Origin of the sequence: Bacteroides sp. AF25-38AC (genome assembly GCF_003602995.1) — a bacterium.
Lineage (GTDB): Bacteria > Bacteroidota > Bacteroidia > Bacteroidales > Bacteroidaceae > Bacteroides > Bacteroides uniformis.
Window position 1 is genome coordinate 318,657 of the sequence record NZ_QTMD01000002.1, and the last position, 17,278, is coordinate 335,934.

The 17,278-nt window shown below is 40.9% G+C and carries 10 protein-coding genes and 1 tRNA gene; 6 read left to right on the forward strand and 5 right to left on the reverse strand.

The features are described 5' to 3' along the window. Positions 1–57: 57 nt before the first annotated feature. From DWY55_RS02830 to DWY55_RS02850, 5 genes are all read right to left on the reverse strand, one after another. The gene (locus tag DWY55_RS02830) at positions 58–2,595 is read right to left on the reverse strand and encodes a prolyl oligopeptidase family serine peptidase (protein WP_118931142.1); all 2,538 of its coding nucleotides are present in this window, start codon (positions 2,593–2,595) and stop codon (positions 58–60) included. Positions 2,596–2,605: 10 nt separating this feature from the next. Further along, complete coding sequence (locus DWY55_RS02835; RefSeq protein ID WP_008665938.1) at positions 2,606–3,277, reverse strand: RluA family pseudouridine synthase; 672 nt, start codon at positions 3,275–3,277, stop codon at positions 2,606–2,608. 92 nt (positions 3,278–3,369) lie between these two features. After that, positions 3,370–4,116 carry a 3-oxoacyl-[acyl-carrier-protein] reductase gene (fabG, locus tag DWY55_RS02840; RefSeq protein WP_005828602.1) on the reverse strand — a complete coding sequence of 249 codons (747 nt, stop codon included), beginning with the start codon at positions 4,114–4,116 and terminating at the stop codon, positions 3,370–3,372. 31 nt (positions 4,117–4,147) lie between these two features. Then, positions 4,148–4,732, reverse strand: coding sequence for a TetR/AcrR family transcriptional regulator (locus DWY55_RS02845; protein ID WP_005828604.1), 585 nt, complete (start codon positions 4,730–4,732; stop codon positions 4,148–4,150). A 283-nt stretch (positions 4,733–5,015) separates the two neighbouring features. Next, positions 5,016–8,954 (reverse strand): two-component regulator propeller domain-containing protein, encoded by a 3,939-nt coding sequence (locus DWY55_RS02850; RefSeq protein ID WP_259321637.1) that lies wholly within the window; start codon positions 8,952–8,954, stop codon positions 5,016–5,018. A 362-nt stretch (positions 8,955–9,316) separates the two neighbouring features. Between DWY55_RS02850 and DWY55_RS02855 the strand changes: the two genes are divergently transcribed. The 6 genes from DWY55_RS02855 (at position 9,317) to DWY55_RS02880 (ending at position 17,151) form a co-directional block, all read left to right on the forward strand. Then, the gene (locus DWY55_RS02855; protein ID WP_229034779.1) at positions 9,317–12,601 is read left to right on the forward strand and encodes a SusC/RagA family TonB-linked outer membrane protein; all 3,285 of its coding nucleotides are present in this window, start codon (positions 9,317–9,319) and stop codon (positions 12,599–12,601) included. 16 nt (positions 12,602–12,617) lie between these two features. Continuing rightward, a complete protein-coding gene (locus DWY55_RS02860) occupies positions 12,618–14,288 on the forward strand; it encodes a RagB/SusD family nutrient uptake outer membrane protein (protein WP_016274244.1) in 1,671 nt (556 codons plus the stop codon). A 12-nt stretch (positions 14,289–14,300) separates the two neighbouring features. Continuing rightward, on the forward strand, positions 14,301–15,086 hold the full coding sequence (locus tag DWY55_RS02865; protein WP_005834898.1) for an SGNH/GDSL hydrolase family protein: 786 nt from the start codon (positions 14,301–14,303) through the stop codon (positions 15,084–15,086). Between the two features lie 68 nt (positions 15,087–15,154). Continuing rightward, entirely contained in the window at positions 15,155–15,832 is a 678-nt protein-coding gene (locus DWY55_RS02870; protein WP_117878701.1) for a GDSL-type esterase/lipase family protein, read from the forward strand. Between the two features lie 39 nt (positions 15,833–15,871). Further along, a complete protein-coding gene (locus DWY55_RS02875; protein WP_035458100.1) occupies positions 15,872–16,687 on the forward strand; it encodes an alpha/beta hydrolase in 816 nt (271 codons plus the stop codon). A 391-nt stretch (positions 16,688–17,078) separates the two neighbouring features. After that, positions 17,079–17,151 (forward strand) — tRNA-Met (locus DWY55_RS02880). Positions 17,152–17,278: the final 127 nt, after the last annotated feature.

The window sequence follows — 17,278 nt, forward strand, 5'->3', positions numbered from 1 at the left end:
TGTCTATTCTGGGAAACGGCTTTTTAAATTGATAGTTGACAGTTATCAGCTAAGAAATCACCAATGTCTTTCCGGATAAAGGTCATTCCACCATGCCGGACTATCCTGCAGCCAGCGGGCAAACCAAGCCATAATTGAATTGTGCCACAATTCACGTTTTGCATAATCAAGTACAAAATGGTTTTCACCGTCCACGGTAATAAATTCCACCGGCTTGCCCAATATCTTCAGCGCATTATACAACTGGATACTTTCACCGATAGGCACGTTTGTATCTACCGTGCCATGCAGCAACAACAGAGGGGTATTAATCTTGTCCGCATTGAACAATGCTCCATGCTTCGTAAACAAATCGGGATTATTCCAAGGATAGCTATCGGCTGCCGCAACAGAGTTATAGGAATATCCCCAATAACCCTCGCCCCAATAGCTCGTTACATTGCTGATGCCAGCATGCGAGGCAGCGGCAGCAAACATATCCGTCTTAGTCTGCAGATACATCGTCATGAATCCTCCATAAGAGGCACCCAGGCATCCGATACGTTTATCGTTGACAAACGGATGGGCTGCACAGAATTTCTTCGTACCTTCAATGATCTCATCGGCCGTACGCTCACCCCATGCATTGACATGGCGTGCAGAGAACTCCTGGCCGTACCCGATGGCACCACTGGGCTGGATAACATAAACCACATAGTCACGTGACGCAAACAACTGTGCACAGTACGGGGAAGTTATACCGCGAGTCGTAGGAGTCGTTCCTCCATAATAGTACACGATAAGCGGATACTTCTTGCTCGGGTCGAAAGACGGCGGAAGGCAAATCATTCCCTTTATCTCCGTACCGTCCGAAGCTGTAAAGTTCCACTCTTCCATCTGTCCCAGCTCAATCTTGTCGAGGACGGGCTTCATGGGGTTGGCAAGCAGGGTAGAAACTTTTTTCTTCGTGTCGTACGTATAGGCTACGCCCGTACTGGTGTTTCCTCCGCCCACATAGGCAGCCACAACCGGATTGTCATTGGCCAGCGTGAAGGAAGTAATCACATCTTCTTCAAGCGGAAGCATTTCAAAGCCGCCCGTCTTCGGAACATAACGGTATATATGCCTGCAATCCCCATCAGTCGTATCGAAATAGATACATCCGTCCACACGGTTCCACTGCACGGGAGACACTGTAGGATTGAAATCGCGCGTGATAGCCTGCACTTTCTTTGTAGCCAAATCCATAATGAATGCTTGGGTATCAAAGTCATTGGCTATGGGATGTTCACCGCAATTCTTGCCAATGCCTCCGAAAGCAGACGGACTGCCCGTCACCAGAAGCTGCTTCCCGTCCGGAGAGTAAGAAGCACTTCCCAGATAAGCATCCCAGGCGACCAGCGTATCTGCCTGCAAGGTGGTCAAATCAATCTCGAAAAGAGAAGAGAGGGAGAAAGGGCATCGAGTGATGTCCGGCTTGGAAGTGCTGCACAACAGTTTCTTGCCATCCGGGGAAATATCATTCAGATAGACGTTGTGACTACCGTAGGTCAGGCGCTCGGAAAGTCCCGTCGCCACATCGTATTTCATGAGATAATAGCGGTCACGAGAATTGGGGATACGGTCGTCCGGATGCAAGAGACGTTTCAACGGGCCACTCACCTTTTCGCCCTCGTCCGTGAGCATATAGATAAGATAGTCTTCTGTAGGAGACCAGCTGAAATATCCTTCGGGAACATTCTTCAGCAGCACTTCCTCACGCATCGTGGCGGGATCGAACACAACCAGGTCATTCTGCTCCTCGCCCATAACCGTATAATAGAGCTTATTGCTGTTGGGCATCCAGTTCATCTTTTCATTGGCATTGGGCAATATCACCCGGCCGGTCTTTACCTCGGTCAGCTCACAACGGGTCCTGGAACGCTTCACGTCGTAATTGTCCGAATAGCGGGTCAGCAGATACTTGCCGTTGGGCGAAAGAGAAACCCTGCTCGCTCGGGAGCCGAAATTGGTGTTGAACAAAGAGAAACGTCTCTTCATGTCCGGTGCCATCCGGCAGGCTACATCGGCAAAGTCCTTTTCCTTTTCAAATTCGCATTTCAGCATCGGCTGCATCTTGTCGTCCGCGCTTGAAAGCAACTTGATGACAATCTCATAATCCGCTTCGGGGTCCATACGCAGACTGACAGCCGTAGGACGGACCTGCGACAAGCTGTCCTCCGCTGTCTCCTTGACTTGCTTGGATTCACCGTTTACAAACACCTCAAAACGGGCAGGAGAATATACATTCAGCTTGCCCTTCATGAAACGCTCCGCACGCAGATTGGTAGCAAACAGATAGAACAGATTGTCCTTGTCTGCCTTTGCCACAGTTACATATCCAGCCGTATCAGCAACCATACGTTCGTACCGACCTCCGTCGAAGTCGAGACTGACCTTCGTCTTCAGAAGATTGCCGGTAGTAAACTTGTCTCCCTTGAAGTTGATACTATCGCCCTGGAGGGGAGTGCGCACCGTAACGGCAGGACGCACATTATACTCAGCAACTCTTTCCTGAGCTTGGGCAGCCAATCCCGCAAGGAGCAGCAAACCCGACAAAACTGTGATTTTCTTCATTACTGTAAGATTAAATCGTTTCAAAACCATTCCATAAATTTCCAGGAGGGACGGGAGCCTCCACTTCTATCGGTTCTTTGGACACCGGATGCACAAAACGGATATACCGCGCATGCAGACAGATGCTGCCGTCGGGATTGGAGCGGGGCGAACCATACTTCAAATCTCCCTTGATGGGACAGCCCATCTTTGCCAACTGACAACGTATCTGGTGATGGCGTCCGGTTTTCAAATCTATTTCCAACAGATAATAGTTCTGCGACCGCCCGATGAGCCGGTAATGCAAAATCGCTTTCTTGCTGCCCGGCACCTCCTTGTCGTATGCATAACTCTTGTTCTGTTTCTCATTTCGCACCAGATAGTTCACCAATTCCCCCTCTTCCTCGCGGGGTAAGTTCTTCACTACTGCCCAGTAAGTCTTCTTCACCTCGCTATTCTTGAACATCTCGTTCAGACGCGACAGTGCCTTACTGGTCTTGGCAAAAACAACAAGACCGCTCACGGGGCGGTCCAGCCGGTGGGCGACACCGATAAAGACATTTCCAGGCTTGCTGTACTTCTCTTTCAGGTACTGCTTTACAGTTTCCGAAAGCGGTGTATCACCCGTTTTGTCTCCCTGAACTATCTCGGAAGCGGTCTTGTTGACTATAATGATATGATTGTCTTCGTATACGACAGTCATCGGTTGTTAATGTTTAATGATTAGTGATTAATGATTAATGACTAACACCCAACTTCTCATTAAACATTAATCACTAATCATTAATCATTAAATTACATATTCATCCCACCATCTACCTGAATAACCTGACCGGATACATAAGAAGACATATCAGAAGCCAGGAAAGTAGCGATATTTGCCACGTCTTCGGGTGTGCCGCCACGACGCAAAGGAATCTTCTTGCACCATTCAGCCTTCACCTCTTCAGACAAGGCATCGGTCATGGCTGTCATGATGAAGCCCGGAGCAATGGCATTGGCACGGATACCGCGAGAACCCAGCTCCTGAGCGATAGACTTGGCCAAAGCAATCATACCGGCTTTGGAAGCAGAATAGTTGGCCTGGCCGGCATTGCCGTGAACACCTACCACAGATGCCATATTGATAATGCTACCCGCCTTCTGGCGCATCATGATGGGTGTGCAGGCATGGATAAAGTTAAATGCCGATTTCAGGTTGACATTGATAACCATATCCCATTGCTGTTCGCTCATACGCATCATCAGACCGTCACGTGTAATACCGGCATTGTTTACCAGAATATCAATACGTCCAAAGTCCTTATGGATTTCTGCCACTACATTGGCAGTGTCTTCAAAGTTTGCTGCATTGGAGGCATAAGCTTTTGCCTTTACTCCCAAAGCTTCCAATTCTTTTGCCGTAGCCTCGGCATTTTCATCAATCACCAAGTCAGTGAATGCGATGTTTGCTCCTTCTTGAGCGAACTTCAAAGCGATAGCCTTGCCGATGCCGCGTGCAGCACCTGTCACAATGGCTGTTTTTCCATCTAATAATCCCATATTATTTTAAAATTATTTATAAAATGTATTCTTACTTCTTTCCCAATGCACCAAGTACCAGACGGGTCACGTAAGTATCGCGTACCGCATCATCCAGATTGGCTCCTATATGACCGCGAATATAAGGTGTTTCAATACCTTTGACACTGTAATGCACAATCTCGGCAGTCATATCCAAGTCATCTATCTGGAAAACGCCCTTCTCCATACCTTCACGCAGAACCTCCTTGAAAAGCTGGGTCTCTGTAGCATCGAAACGTTTGCGCACTTTCTCCACTCTCCAAATATCCCGAAAGAAATTGGCACGAAGAGTACCATTTCGAAAGACAACCTCTTTTACCGCATCCAGATGGGTGTAAATCATTTCCATCAGTTTCTCGTCCGGCTGAATATCTTTCTCTACCACGTGCTTCATCATATCCGAAAGAATATCCAGCTCCGACTCGACAACAGCCAAGTAGATATCTTCCTTGCTCTTAAAATAGGTATAGAGCGTTCTCCTACCTTTCTTCGAAGCGAGGGCAATATCATTCATCGTGGTATTTTCAACACCCATCTTTGCAAACAGCTGACGGGCAACGTCCACTAATTTAGCTTTTGTCTTCGATACGGTCATAGATTAATTGCACATTGCTTTATTATTTGAGCAAAAAAGCTTATTTATTTTCGTTCTGAATATCAAACACTTACAAATTATAACGTTTCAATTCATACTTATTTATTTTAAGTTGAGCACGACAAAGATAACAATTCTTTTTCATCTAACAGCATTTTCCTACAAATTCTTCCCTTGACCTACAAGAGTAAAAATCAGTGCCACAAGTAGTTCTTACTCACTTATAAGAAGCTACCAATGACAAAGAATATCTTAATGAATATACTCCAAGCTATTGAGAAGTTCATTTTTCTTCTTTTTTCTTATATTCGGATGGCAAATATCCAAACTCCTCTTTAAAAAACTTGGCAAATTGTTTGGGCGAAAGCCCTACTTGATAAGATATTTGTGAAATATTCATTTGACTTCCTTCCAAAAGTTTTCTACCTCTTTTCAAGCGCAGTATCCGCATGAATTCCAAAGGAGATTTTCCTGTAATTTGCATTAACTTTTTATATAACCCACTACGACTCATTCCTATTTGAGCACTAAGTTCCTCTACTGAGAATTCTGAATTATCCATATTCTCCTCGACTATACGAATGGCTTTCTCTATCAGTTGTTCATCTAAAGAACTAATGGTTATTTCCGATGGAGAGATGTCCCTCGTTTTAAATTTATCATGGTTCTTCAAAGTCCACATCAACAACTTTCTTATACGTAATAAAAGTATTTCCAAGTTAAACGGCTTTGTAATGTATTCATCAGCTCCCTCCTTCAAACCACTAAGAATATGTTCTTCAGCCGTACGGGCCGTAAGTAAAATAATAGGAATATGAGAATAGCGGATATCAGTCTTTATTTTGCGGCATAATTCCATTCCGTCCATTACTGGCATCATTATATCACTGATTACCACATGGATTGATTGTTGCGCAAGTACTGTGAGAGCTTTCTTTCCATCAGACGCTTCATATACCTGATAATATTCTTGCAAACAACCGACAAGAAAACTACGAAAGTCATCATTGTCCTCTACTATCAGTAAAGAGTTCTTTTCTCTGTCCACTGAAGACATATCAGCATGAAACTGTTCTTCCACATCAAATGCTGATGTATCTTCTGTACAATTCAGTTTTAATGTCTTGGCAATCGGTAGGATAACTGTAAAAATAGTCCCTTGGGGATGATTATCCTCTACTTTTATCTCACCACCGTGGAGAGTAACATATTCTTTCACAATATGCAGACCGATACCACTCCCAATATAAGTAGTAGAAATGTGCTGTTCCTGAAAGAAACGGTCGAAAATCTTATCCTTATTCTCATTTTTGATACCGATACCGGTGTCACTTATTTGAATATGTATCTGTTCCCCATCACCGGCCAATATCTTGTCAATAGCAACTATCACACTACCATTATCATGATTGTACTTGATGGCATTTGACAGAAGGTTGGATATGATTCGCTGCACTTTGTTACGGTCAAAATCCATTTCTATTTTTGAAGTGTTGATACAAACTTTCAACTCAATATTATGCTTTTGCGATAACGCCTTGAAAGACTTGCATGTTTCGGCAATAAACTCAGTTATGTCTCCGTAAGACAAGGATAATTGTACCTTTTGCTGATCAAGTTTACGAAAATCCAACAACTGATTTACCTCATCAAGCAGAGTAGAAGCATTTCGATACATCAAGTCCAAATCGTCCTTGATTGGACCAGCTTTTTCCGAATGTATCAACTTCTCCAAGGGAGTTATGATAAGTGACAATGGAGTCCTTAAATCATGGCTTATATTTGTAAAGAAACGTATCTTTGCTTCATCCATTTCATGCTGCTGGGCTACTTCAAGTTCCCATTTTTGTTGTACCAGAATCCGTTGATGCCTAGAACGTAGGCGCCTAAGCAAGAGTATACCTCCTGACAAGAACAGTACCATATAGATAACATAGGCTACCGGAGACAGCCAAAAGGGTGGACGTACCAGAATTGTCATATAAGATATTGGATTCCTACTACCGTGCAGTTCATTAACTTTCACTTGCAGATGATATATCCCTGGAGACAGTTTGTTGAAATAGATTCTATTTCCTTCAAAGCTGACCCATTCCTCTTTAGCATCCATCCGATATGCAAATTGAAGCTTATGCTGTGTTCCATAATCCATTGCAGAAATTTCCAATGCAAAATTACTATCAGAATAATCCATTGTAATTTCATCAAGCAACTGAATATTCTTTTGTAACAAGATTCGCCCATCATGCGTTTTTTTCTCTACGTCTACACGCTGATTGGCTAAATATAATCCGGTAAAAATAACTTTATGTTGGTTGGGATGATACAAAGCCTGATTAGGGTCTATCTTTAAATATTTTCCCGTACCTCCCATTAAAACTTCGCCTTTCCGGTTACAATAAATTGAGTAGTTGTTAAATGTAATATCCCCAATACCATCTTCATTAAAATAGGAATAACACCGATATTGCAGCTTTTGGGCAGTAGGGTCATCAACCACAATAATGTGAGTAATACCACAATCTGTAGCTATCCACATATTTTTATTATGGTCTTCTACAATGCCACGTATATAAGGATGAGATACACCATCATTTGTAGAAAGACGAGTAAGCGTTCTACTTTTTTCATCATAAATTCCAACTCCATGTCTGGTTCCAATCCACAACAATCCCCGTCGATCACGGTATAAGCAACTAATATGCATTTTTGTCAATGACACTTTATTATTATTCCCTTTTACTGGAGCAAGTTGCCGTGTTTGAGTATTCAACTCATATAATCCCGTACTAGTACCAATATATAACATCGCATGGTCACTTGAATAGACCAAGTCTGTAATGGTATTGGTGTATAAACATGAATTCTCTTTTGTATAAGACGTTATTTTCCCTCCGTTATCTATACAATACAGACCGTGCATAAACGTTCCAACCCATAAATTCCCATATTTGTCATCAGCAATATGCCGGACATACTCTATTGGTTCCAAAATCTGTTCAAAAGGAAAAAAGGTTCCGTTCTGTTCATAAAATATGCCACCCCCATAACTACCGAACCACATCTTGCCTTTGGAATCAAGATATGAACCTATAATAAGATTAGAGGGAATATTACTATTGTGAGTATTAAACAACTTATAGTTTTTTTGTTTGCTGTCATAGCAAGCCAAGCCCTTTCCATCAAATCCAAGCCACAGATTCCCATTCCTATCTTCTTGAAAACAACTGATATCTTCCTGCTCAGGAGTTTTACATATTTCAAAGGCGGTATTATTCAAATCAGTAAACGCAACCCCCTGCTTCGTCGTTCCAACCCACAGAATATCCTGATTATCTTTATAAAAACTATTAATGTGATTGCTCGACAAGGAAAAAGGAGTTCCCGAATCTCTATGAATGTGCATGAGATTATCGGTCTGTTCATTCAAGATGTATATGCCTTTACTATTGGTACCTATCCAAATATTACCATTCCCATCATCTATGATAGCTTTTACAATATCCGATTGTATAGTCTCTTTGCCAGAAAACTCAAACATCTTTCTATTTTGAATATCATAACACTGTAGATTGGAGGTATATATTGTATAAATCCATAATCTAAACTGGGTATCCATATATATACGATGTTCTCCAGAGCGAGGAAGTTCTAATTGAACAATCTTCCGAACAGTTTTTGTTTCCCAGTCTACTTCTGCGATTTCCCCATTAGAAAATAACAAGCAAGAATACGATTGTCTGGAAACTATATGCAACAGTTCTTTATCCGGAAAAGATAATTCCTGAAGTTTTTTATCCTGAAAATCATAATAATATAGCTTATTCCCAGCCATGCACCATAAATTCTGCTCATAGTCAACATGTATCATTTCTATTTTATCATTTATTCCCAGTGGTCTCAACCGCTTTTCTATGTTACTTTCCAATTTATCCAACTCTCTATTGTAGTAAAAATATTGATCGGGAGTACGTACCCAAATAGTACCTGATGCGTCCTCCGATATATTATTAAAACAATTACTATAAGTATCAGAATCAGTAACCCAATATTGCTTGCATTGATAGCCATCATAACGATTTAAGCCATTAAGTGTCGCAAACCACATAAACCCGTATTGGTCACGTAACATAGCTATAACATAGTTATCTGAAATTCCAGACTTTACATCAAATGTTTGAAAAGTTAGCCGGGCATTAATCTGTGTGATATAGACTATCATACAAAATATGACTGTCAGTAAATGCTTCATATGGTAATAAGATGAATATGTTTGTATGCAAAGATAGGAAATTGCTTTAAATACATACAGTACAACTACTTCCCATTTGGGTAAAAACGCTTCCCGTTTGGGTAAAAATACGAACCGGACAGACTGAGAAACAAATTAGGAGTACTTCAGGTTATTGTTTCCTTACTTTTGTCCACAGAACGGCGGATTTGTAATTCGTGCTGTTTTTCTTAGATTCAAACATGTGGCGGGTATAAAGGTTGGTAACAATACCCGCCAGTGTTTTGAGCTACGAAAAATAAAATGGAGTGTCAACCTTTAAATTGATTTTAGTTATGGAGAATGGATAGGATATGGAGCAAAAAGAGATTTTACTCTCTTTAAAACAACAACGTTTTACTTTTAATAACTTTATAAATCTAATAAATTATCTGAGAAATATGAAGAATGTATTCATGGCAGGAGTTTTTATAACTCTTTTATTCTGCGGAAGTCCTTCTTTGTCGTGGGCAACTTCCTCCCAGACTGTAGAAACAGTACAACAAAAACAAAAAATAGCAGGAGTAGTGGTTGACCAGAATGGAGAACCCATAATTGGAGCCAATATATTACAGAAAGGCACCAGTAATGGTACAATTACCGATATCAACGGTCAGTTTATACTGAATTGTCCAATAGGAACTCCACTGACGATATCTTACATCGGATTCTTGCAACAAACAGTAAAGGCAACTGTAAATATGAAAATTGTTTTGCATGAAGATAGCAAAACGCTGGATGAAGTAGTTGTCGTTGGTTATGGCTATGTAAAAAAGAGCGATCTTACCGGGGCTGTGGCACAAGTAAAAAGTGGAGATTTACTAAAAAGTTCCCCAGTAAGTCTAGAAAAGGGGCTACAAGGGCGCCTGACCGGTGTGAACGTGGTTTCAAACGATGGAGCTCCCGGTGGAGGAATCAGCATCCAGATTCGAGGTACAAATTCATTTCAAGGTTCTACTGAACCTTTGTATGTAATCGACGGAGTACCCATCGCAGACAGCAATGATGACACAATCAATTTTGACTCGAGCTCGCCCACTTACAATAATGCCTTGTCCTCGCTTAATCCTAGCGACATCGCATCTATTGAAATCTTGAAGGATGCCTCGTCAACAGCCATTTACGGTTCTCGCGGTGCCAACGGCGTAGTCCTGATTACCACCAAAAGCGGTACCGGACTAGATGTTAAAGACCAAATTTCATTTTCATATAAAACAACAATTAGCAATCCTGTGAAAAAGATAAAGGTACTTGGAGCACGTGATTATGCAACATACAGGAATCAATCTTACATCAACACCCAAGAAGTTTCCAATTTCCCTTGGGAACAAACCGACCTGCCTTTCCCCGGAGTTGAGAATGCAGAAGGCACTTATTTGCAAGGACCTGACGACTTCAGTAACGATCCGTACTATTGGCAAGATCAGATTTTCCGTACGGGAGTGACACATGACCTCAACTTAAATATTGCAGGACAGACCAAAGGATACGATTATGCTATAAGTGGAGGATATCTGAACCAAGAAGGTATCGTTGAAGGTTCGGACTATACACGCTATACCATAAAGCTAAACTTGAATAGACAAGTGAAAGATTGGCTGAAAGTAGGTACATCCATATCGGGTTCATTTGCAAATTCAAGTATTGTCAAGACTGCTACAAACAACCAAAATAACGGAACGGAAGGCATTATCCGCTCAGCATTGACTTATCCAGCAACACAAACCCAAGACGATTTGGATAATGAATATAGCATGGTAGCAGTGCCTACTCGATACGCTGATGCGTTGAACGAGAATCGAAACATATCTTTCAGGACTTCCAACTATTTAAATATAACGCTAACAAAAGGCTTGATTTTCAGAACAGTTCTTGGATATAACTATACTCATAATGATGCCAATAAATACTGGCCGAGAACTATGGCCGAAGGTAAATATGTGAACGGAAAATCATACGGTGGAGATAATTGGCGGTCATCATTGGTGTTCGACAATTTGTTAATGTTCAACCAAACTTGGGGTAAACATAATGTAAGCGCAACCGCAGGAACCTCCTGGGAAGCGTCCAGCAACTATAACAAAGTAGTTACAGTACAAGGCTTCGGTACGGATGCTACCAATGGCTGGCTGCTTCAAGATGCAAGTGAGATGTTATCAGCCACCTCTGGCAAGGGGGACTCACGTTTGTTTTCATTGATCGGACGGCTTGCCTATAATTATGCAGGCAAATATTATCTGACTTTTACCGCACGTGATGACGTCTCCAGTAAATTCGCCAAAGGCAAGCGCGCAGCCTTTTTCCCCTCTGTCGGTTTCTCATATCGGCTGTCAGAAGAAAAATTCATGAAAGGCGTATCTCATATCTTTGATAATATAAAACTTCGCTATAGCTATGGAGCTTCCGGCAACCAGGCCATCAGCTCTTACCAAACCTTTGCCATTATGGCTGCAGCCAATTATCCATTCGGCACATCGGTTGAAAATGGATATGCAACGAATGTATATAATCCAGGGAATAAGGATTTAACATGGGAAACTACTTGGCAGCATGATGCAGGCATTGAATTGGATATATTAAAGCGGATATCATTGGAAGTAGATTATTATTATAAAAAAACCACGGATCTGTTGCAATACAAGCAAGTTCCCCCAAGCACCGGCATCTTACAGATACTTTCCAATAGCGGTTCTGTTATCAATCGCGGACTTGAAGCCAGCTTAAATGTAAGAGCAATTCAAAACAAAGACTTTTCATTGTCATTCGGTGGCAACATATCATTTAACAAGAATGAGATTTGCGATTTTGGCAAAGACCCGATGTTCCCCAACTCTATCTATAACAGCTTGCGCCCGTATGCTATTGCTGATGGTCATTCTATCGGTTCATTTTATGGTTTTGTCACAGACGGTATCTGGAACTCACGCGAGGAAGTCATTAATAGCAAGCAATTCCAAACCCAATATCCAGATTACACAGTGAACGGTTCTGATGCGGCTACAGAAGAAATAATTCGTAGAGACTGGATCGGTGAACTTAAATATAAAGATCTTGATGAAGACGGTTTTATCACAGACCAGGATCAAACATGGATTGGAGATGCAAATCCCAAGTATTTTTATGGATTCAATATGGACCTGACCTGGAAGAATTTCGATTTCAGCATTCTTTTTCAGGGTGTGGAAGGAAATGACGTATTCAATATGAACTCATTACGTTTTTATAACCTGGGACAGACCCAGAACGTTCCATACTACGTATATGAACAATCATGGAGCATAAATCCCAATAGCGGAATTGCCCCTAAGATATTCAATTATTCAGGACGTGACATTCGTTTTTCCAGATTATATCTAGAAGACGGCTCTTATTTAAAATTACGCACTCTATCCATAGGATATACAATTAGAAAACCATTTCAGTTCATAAATAGCGTACGGTTCAACGTGGTTGCCAATAACTTGTTGACCTTCACCAAATACCGCGGATATGACCCTGAGGTTAATTCTTTTGGCTCCACGCCTTCTTTAAGGGGTATTGATTCTGGAGCCTATCCCCAGCAGAGAAGCTTTACTTTGGGACTTAATGTTATTTTTTAATTAATAAAAACGAATCATGAAGAAAATACTATTGATAATGATATGCTCGATGGCAGCATTTGCAACAAGCTGTTCATTGGAAGAAACCCCTTATTCTATCACATCAGAGAAATTAGGTCAGACTGAAGAAGGAGCAGAACAACTAGTAACCGGTATCTATGCGACTTTTTGGGATAACTGGTGTATGGAACAGACGTATATGGCCTGGATGGACTACGACAACGATCATTGTGGGGCTCCAGCTTGGGTACTCAGTTCTGCAGGTAGCGGCGATATCACCGGACACTATGCCTATAATACAAACAATGATTTGTGGAGTGTCTTTTATAGAATGATCAGTCGGGCAAACAAAGCTAAAGAAGCTCTGGAATCTACAGATTCTTATCAGACAGAATCCGCTGTCAGGCAGTTGTATGGTGAAACGCTTTTTCTACGGGCATTCGCTTATTTCCATCTGGTAAGAATGTATGGTGCCGTCCCATTGAGATTATCTTCGGAAGCAGAGACAGATTGTCCCAGAGCTTCCGTAGAAGCAGTCTACAACACAATTGTCAATGACCTGGAAACTTGCTTAGAATACATGTATTATACATCAGAAGGCAATGTCGGCGCTTGGGGGCATGCAGATAAAACTGCTGCAGCACTATTATTGGCACGCGTATATTGCACTATGGGTTCCAGCGCATTAACCTGCAAAGGAAATACAGAAATAATTGTAGATATCAAGGGAGTGGATAAAAAATATACCTGCAATGCAGTTGAAGGAGCTGAAAACATAGATGCCCAGCAGTGTTATCAACGTGCAAAAGAGCTTTGCGACATGGTCATTGCACGAAGAGGTGTTGATTTTGATTTAGTAGAAGGGTATCTAAACCTTTGGGGTGGTAACAATAGGAAAAACAAAGAATTTGTATGGGGAGCAACCAGTGTAAGTGACGTAGACTTTCAAACATCAGGTTTACATAGCTATTACACTCCGGCTCCTTACGGTGGCAGTGGCGCATGGATATATATGGCCCCTAATCTATATACCCAATTTGACAAAGAGGATGACCGTATTGTGCACGGTGTATGGCATTACTTCCTAACAAGCTACACCTCCACAAAATGGGTTTCTTTTCCCTCTCTCTCGGACGAATATAATGCAGAGAGTCTACCGGACAATCTAAAAGCTTTTGTTCCTGATTTTAACGCGGAATATAAATACGGAGTGCCATGTCTGACTAAATGGTATAAAGGTGATATCTCTAATCCAACCTTCTTTAAACAGAAAGAAGCGTCACAATCAGAACAAGATGTAATTTTAATTCGCTATGCAGAAGCATTCCTGCTCAGAGCTGAAGCAGAAGTAGAATTGGGGGATATAACAGCTGCAATGAAAGATATTGATGTCATAAGAAAACGGGCAAAAGCTACAACCTTATATACAAATAAGGTGACCGATAAGATAGAGGCAAGAAGTCTAGTCCTGAAAGAACGTGCTTTGGAATTTTGCCAAGAATTCAATAGGAAATTTGACCTTTTACGGTGGGGACTATATTTAGACGTTATGAACGACACACAATTCATTGTCTGCGGCTCAGCCAACCGCTCTACCATTCGCTCAAAAAAGAACTTACTATATGCAATTCCGACTGCAGAAATTGCTGAGAACAAATTAATAGGAGCTAATAATTACGGTTATTAAGAGAAACAAAACATGAAAAGAATTATATTTCTAATGTTAGGATGGGGACTATGCCTGATAGTCCAAGCACAAACAACAAATTTTAGCAAATTGAACTTTGGTTGTGATGGCAGCAGCACTACCTCTGGCAACCAATGGTCAAAGACCGTAGTCGATTTATTGGGATTTGCATCACACCATAATGTTGCAGTTGGTTCGTCTACCTTTGCATGCCATCCTGATACACAAGATTACAACAGTGACAACTTTGCCGGAATTTCAGATGGATGGAAGCCTACAAAAGATAAGAAAGAATTGCAAATGAGACATAATAATGTATCCAAAGTACATATTCAGAAATTTATCTCAGAAGTAAAGGACGGTGTTTATCCCGCACCCGATGTTTTCGTTTTTGCAATGGGCTCAAATGATACAAAACTTGATGGAGTTGCAGAAGCATTATCAGCAAGAACGCTGGACGATGTTAATGTGACGACCATGGCAGGAGGGGCAAGATGGGCAATTCAAACTATACTTGAGAACTTCCCGGAATGCCGTGTATTCGTATGGTTGCCTATACAGACCGGGGACAAGGCAAAAAATGAAATGCATCGGAAACGAAATGAAGTGTTGCGCCAAGTCAGTCAAGCTTTATCCGTTCAGGTTATTGATTGTTACGGCGAAAGCGGTATTAGTCAGTTTTTCGAAAATTCCAACACCCGTGGGCGCTATCTAAAGGATGGAGTACATCCGGATATAGAAGGGCAACGATTGATAGGACGTTACATTGCTAAAGAGATTCGTAACAACTTCTTTTAAAAAGAACAGAATAATAACATTGGAAGATTCTTAGATGAGCTACCAATATTTACAAAAAGCTAAAGAGAATGAAAAAGAATATATCAATCATTTATTTTCTGCTGTTTGTGTATAGCATAGCAAACGCTCAAGATTCTTTGTATTTCAGAGCAAACGCCTATAAAGAACAGCTGGACAATTATTACAGCATGGACGAGAAAGATTTTCCTAAACCAGGAAGCATTCTTTTTATCGGCAGTTCCTCATTGGGCATGTGGAAAAATACCGGCAGTTATTTCCCCAATCATAGGGTTTTAAATCGTGCATATGGCGGTTCATGGATCAGCGACTATTTATACCACTATCAACGCCTGGTAGTAGCCTACAAACCGGCACAGATAGTGTTGTTATGCGGTGCGAATGATCTTTATAATGGCGTATCCATCGAACGTGTTTTCGAAGACATTAAGTGCTTCTGCCGTTTATTGGATATTCATCTTCCTGGCGTTCCGGTTATTCTCCTTTCTTTTCATCCATCCCCTTCTATGCCCGACTGGATTCCAAAGGAAAGAGAGGTGAACAAACTGATACAAGACTACTTCAAAGACAGCCACCAAGTTACCTACGTTGATATAACATCACGTCTATATGACAAGAATGGAGCTTTACCTGAAAAGTTCTATATTAGTGACAGGCTTCATCCCAGCGTACTTGCTTATAAAGAATTTGCCAAAATAATAGAACCTTATCTCATTAATAACAAATAACCCTGATTAATAATCACATACAATATTTTATTTATTAAAATGAAAAGAATACTTTTATGTTTGAGCGTTCTCATATGCACCTTTACCAACGCTCAGGAAACCGTCTACAAGACAATTGAAAATTTAACCTATGCAACATCGCAAGATGCATATGCTCAAGAACGGTGCAAGTTAGACATCTATTATCCTGAAAATCTAAAGGATTGCCCAACTGTAATATGGTTTCATGGAGGAGGATTGACTAGTGGCAATAAGTCCATTCCAACCAAATTAAAGAAAAGTGGCATGATAGTGATAGCTGTAAACTACCGTTTACTTCCCAAAGTAACAATCTCGGAATGTTTAGGCGATGCGGCAGCAGCCATAGCCTGGACTTTTAAAGAAGTAGAAAAATACGGAGGAAACAAAAAGAAAATATTTGTTTCCGGCCATTCGGCAGGCGGCTACCTCACTGCAATGATTGGATTAGACAAAAAATGGTTAAAAGAGTACAGTATAGATGCAGATTCCCTTGCAGGTCTGATTCCCTTTAGCGGCCAAGTCATTAGTCATTTTTCCTATCGTAAAATGAACGGTATTGATAATCTACAACCTACTATCGATGAATTCGCCCCATTATTTCATGTCAGAAAAGATGCCCCCCCCTTGATACTTATAACCGGTGATCGGGAGTTAGAGCTTTTTGGACGTTATGAGGAAAACGCTTACATGTGGCGGATGATGAAACTTGTCGGGCATGAAGACACTTATCTTTATGAAATCGGCGGGCATGGGCATGGTCCTATGGGTGAACCTGCTTTCTATATATTACACCAACAGATAAAACGGATATTAAATACTCCCGCAAAACAGTGATATAATACAAATCAACAGAAAGATTTTTACCATAGGTTACACAATTTAACAACATGAAGAATATGAAATGATTTTTCTCTTTTAACAGTTCCAACGTCACTCTTCTTGATATTACTTCTATGATGTATGGAACTAATGGCAAACTTAGAGAAGAACTCTATCTAAAAGACCGATTACATATCACTCTGGAAGCCTATCGCATGATAGCAGATAAGCTTGAGCCATTATTAATAAGAAATAGGAATTAATAAACAGTCAAAAAAAGAAAGGAGAAAACACACTCATTATCAATATTTTAAATATTTCATCAGAGTTATACTAAAAAATATCATGCATTTTATTTGCATATTAAATAAAAAGCCGTACCTTTGCACCCACAAAACGATAACATCGCGGAGTGGAGCAGTTGGTAGCTCGTTGGGCTCATAACCCAAAGGTCATTCGTTCGAGTCGGATCTCCGCAACTACAATGAGGATAAAAGGTTTTATAAACCGTTTTATCCTCATTTTTTTAATTCCCATCAAGGACAGAAAAAAAGGGTCAACGTAACAATCTGAGGTATTTTATATTTAAGCATATAATTTAGCAAG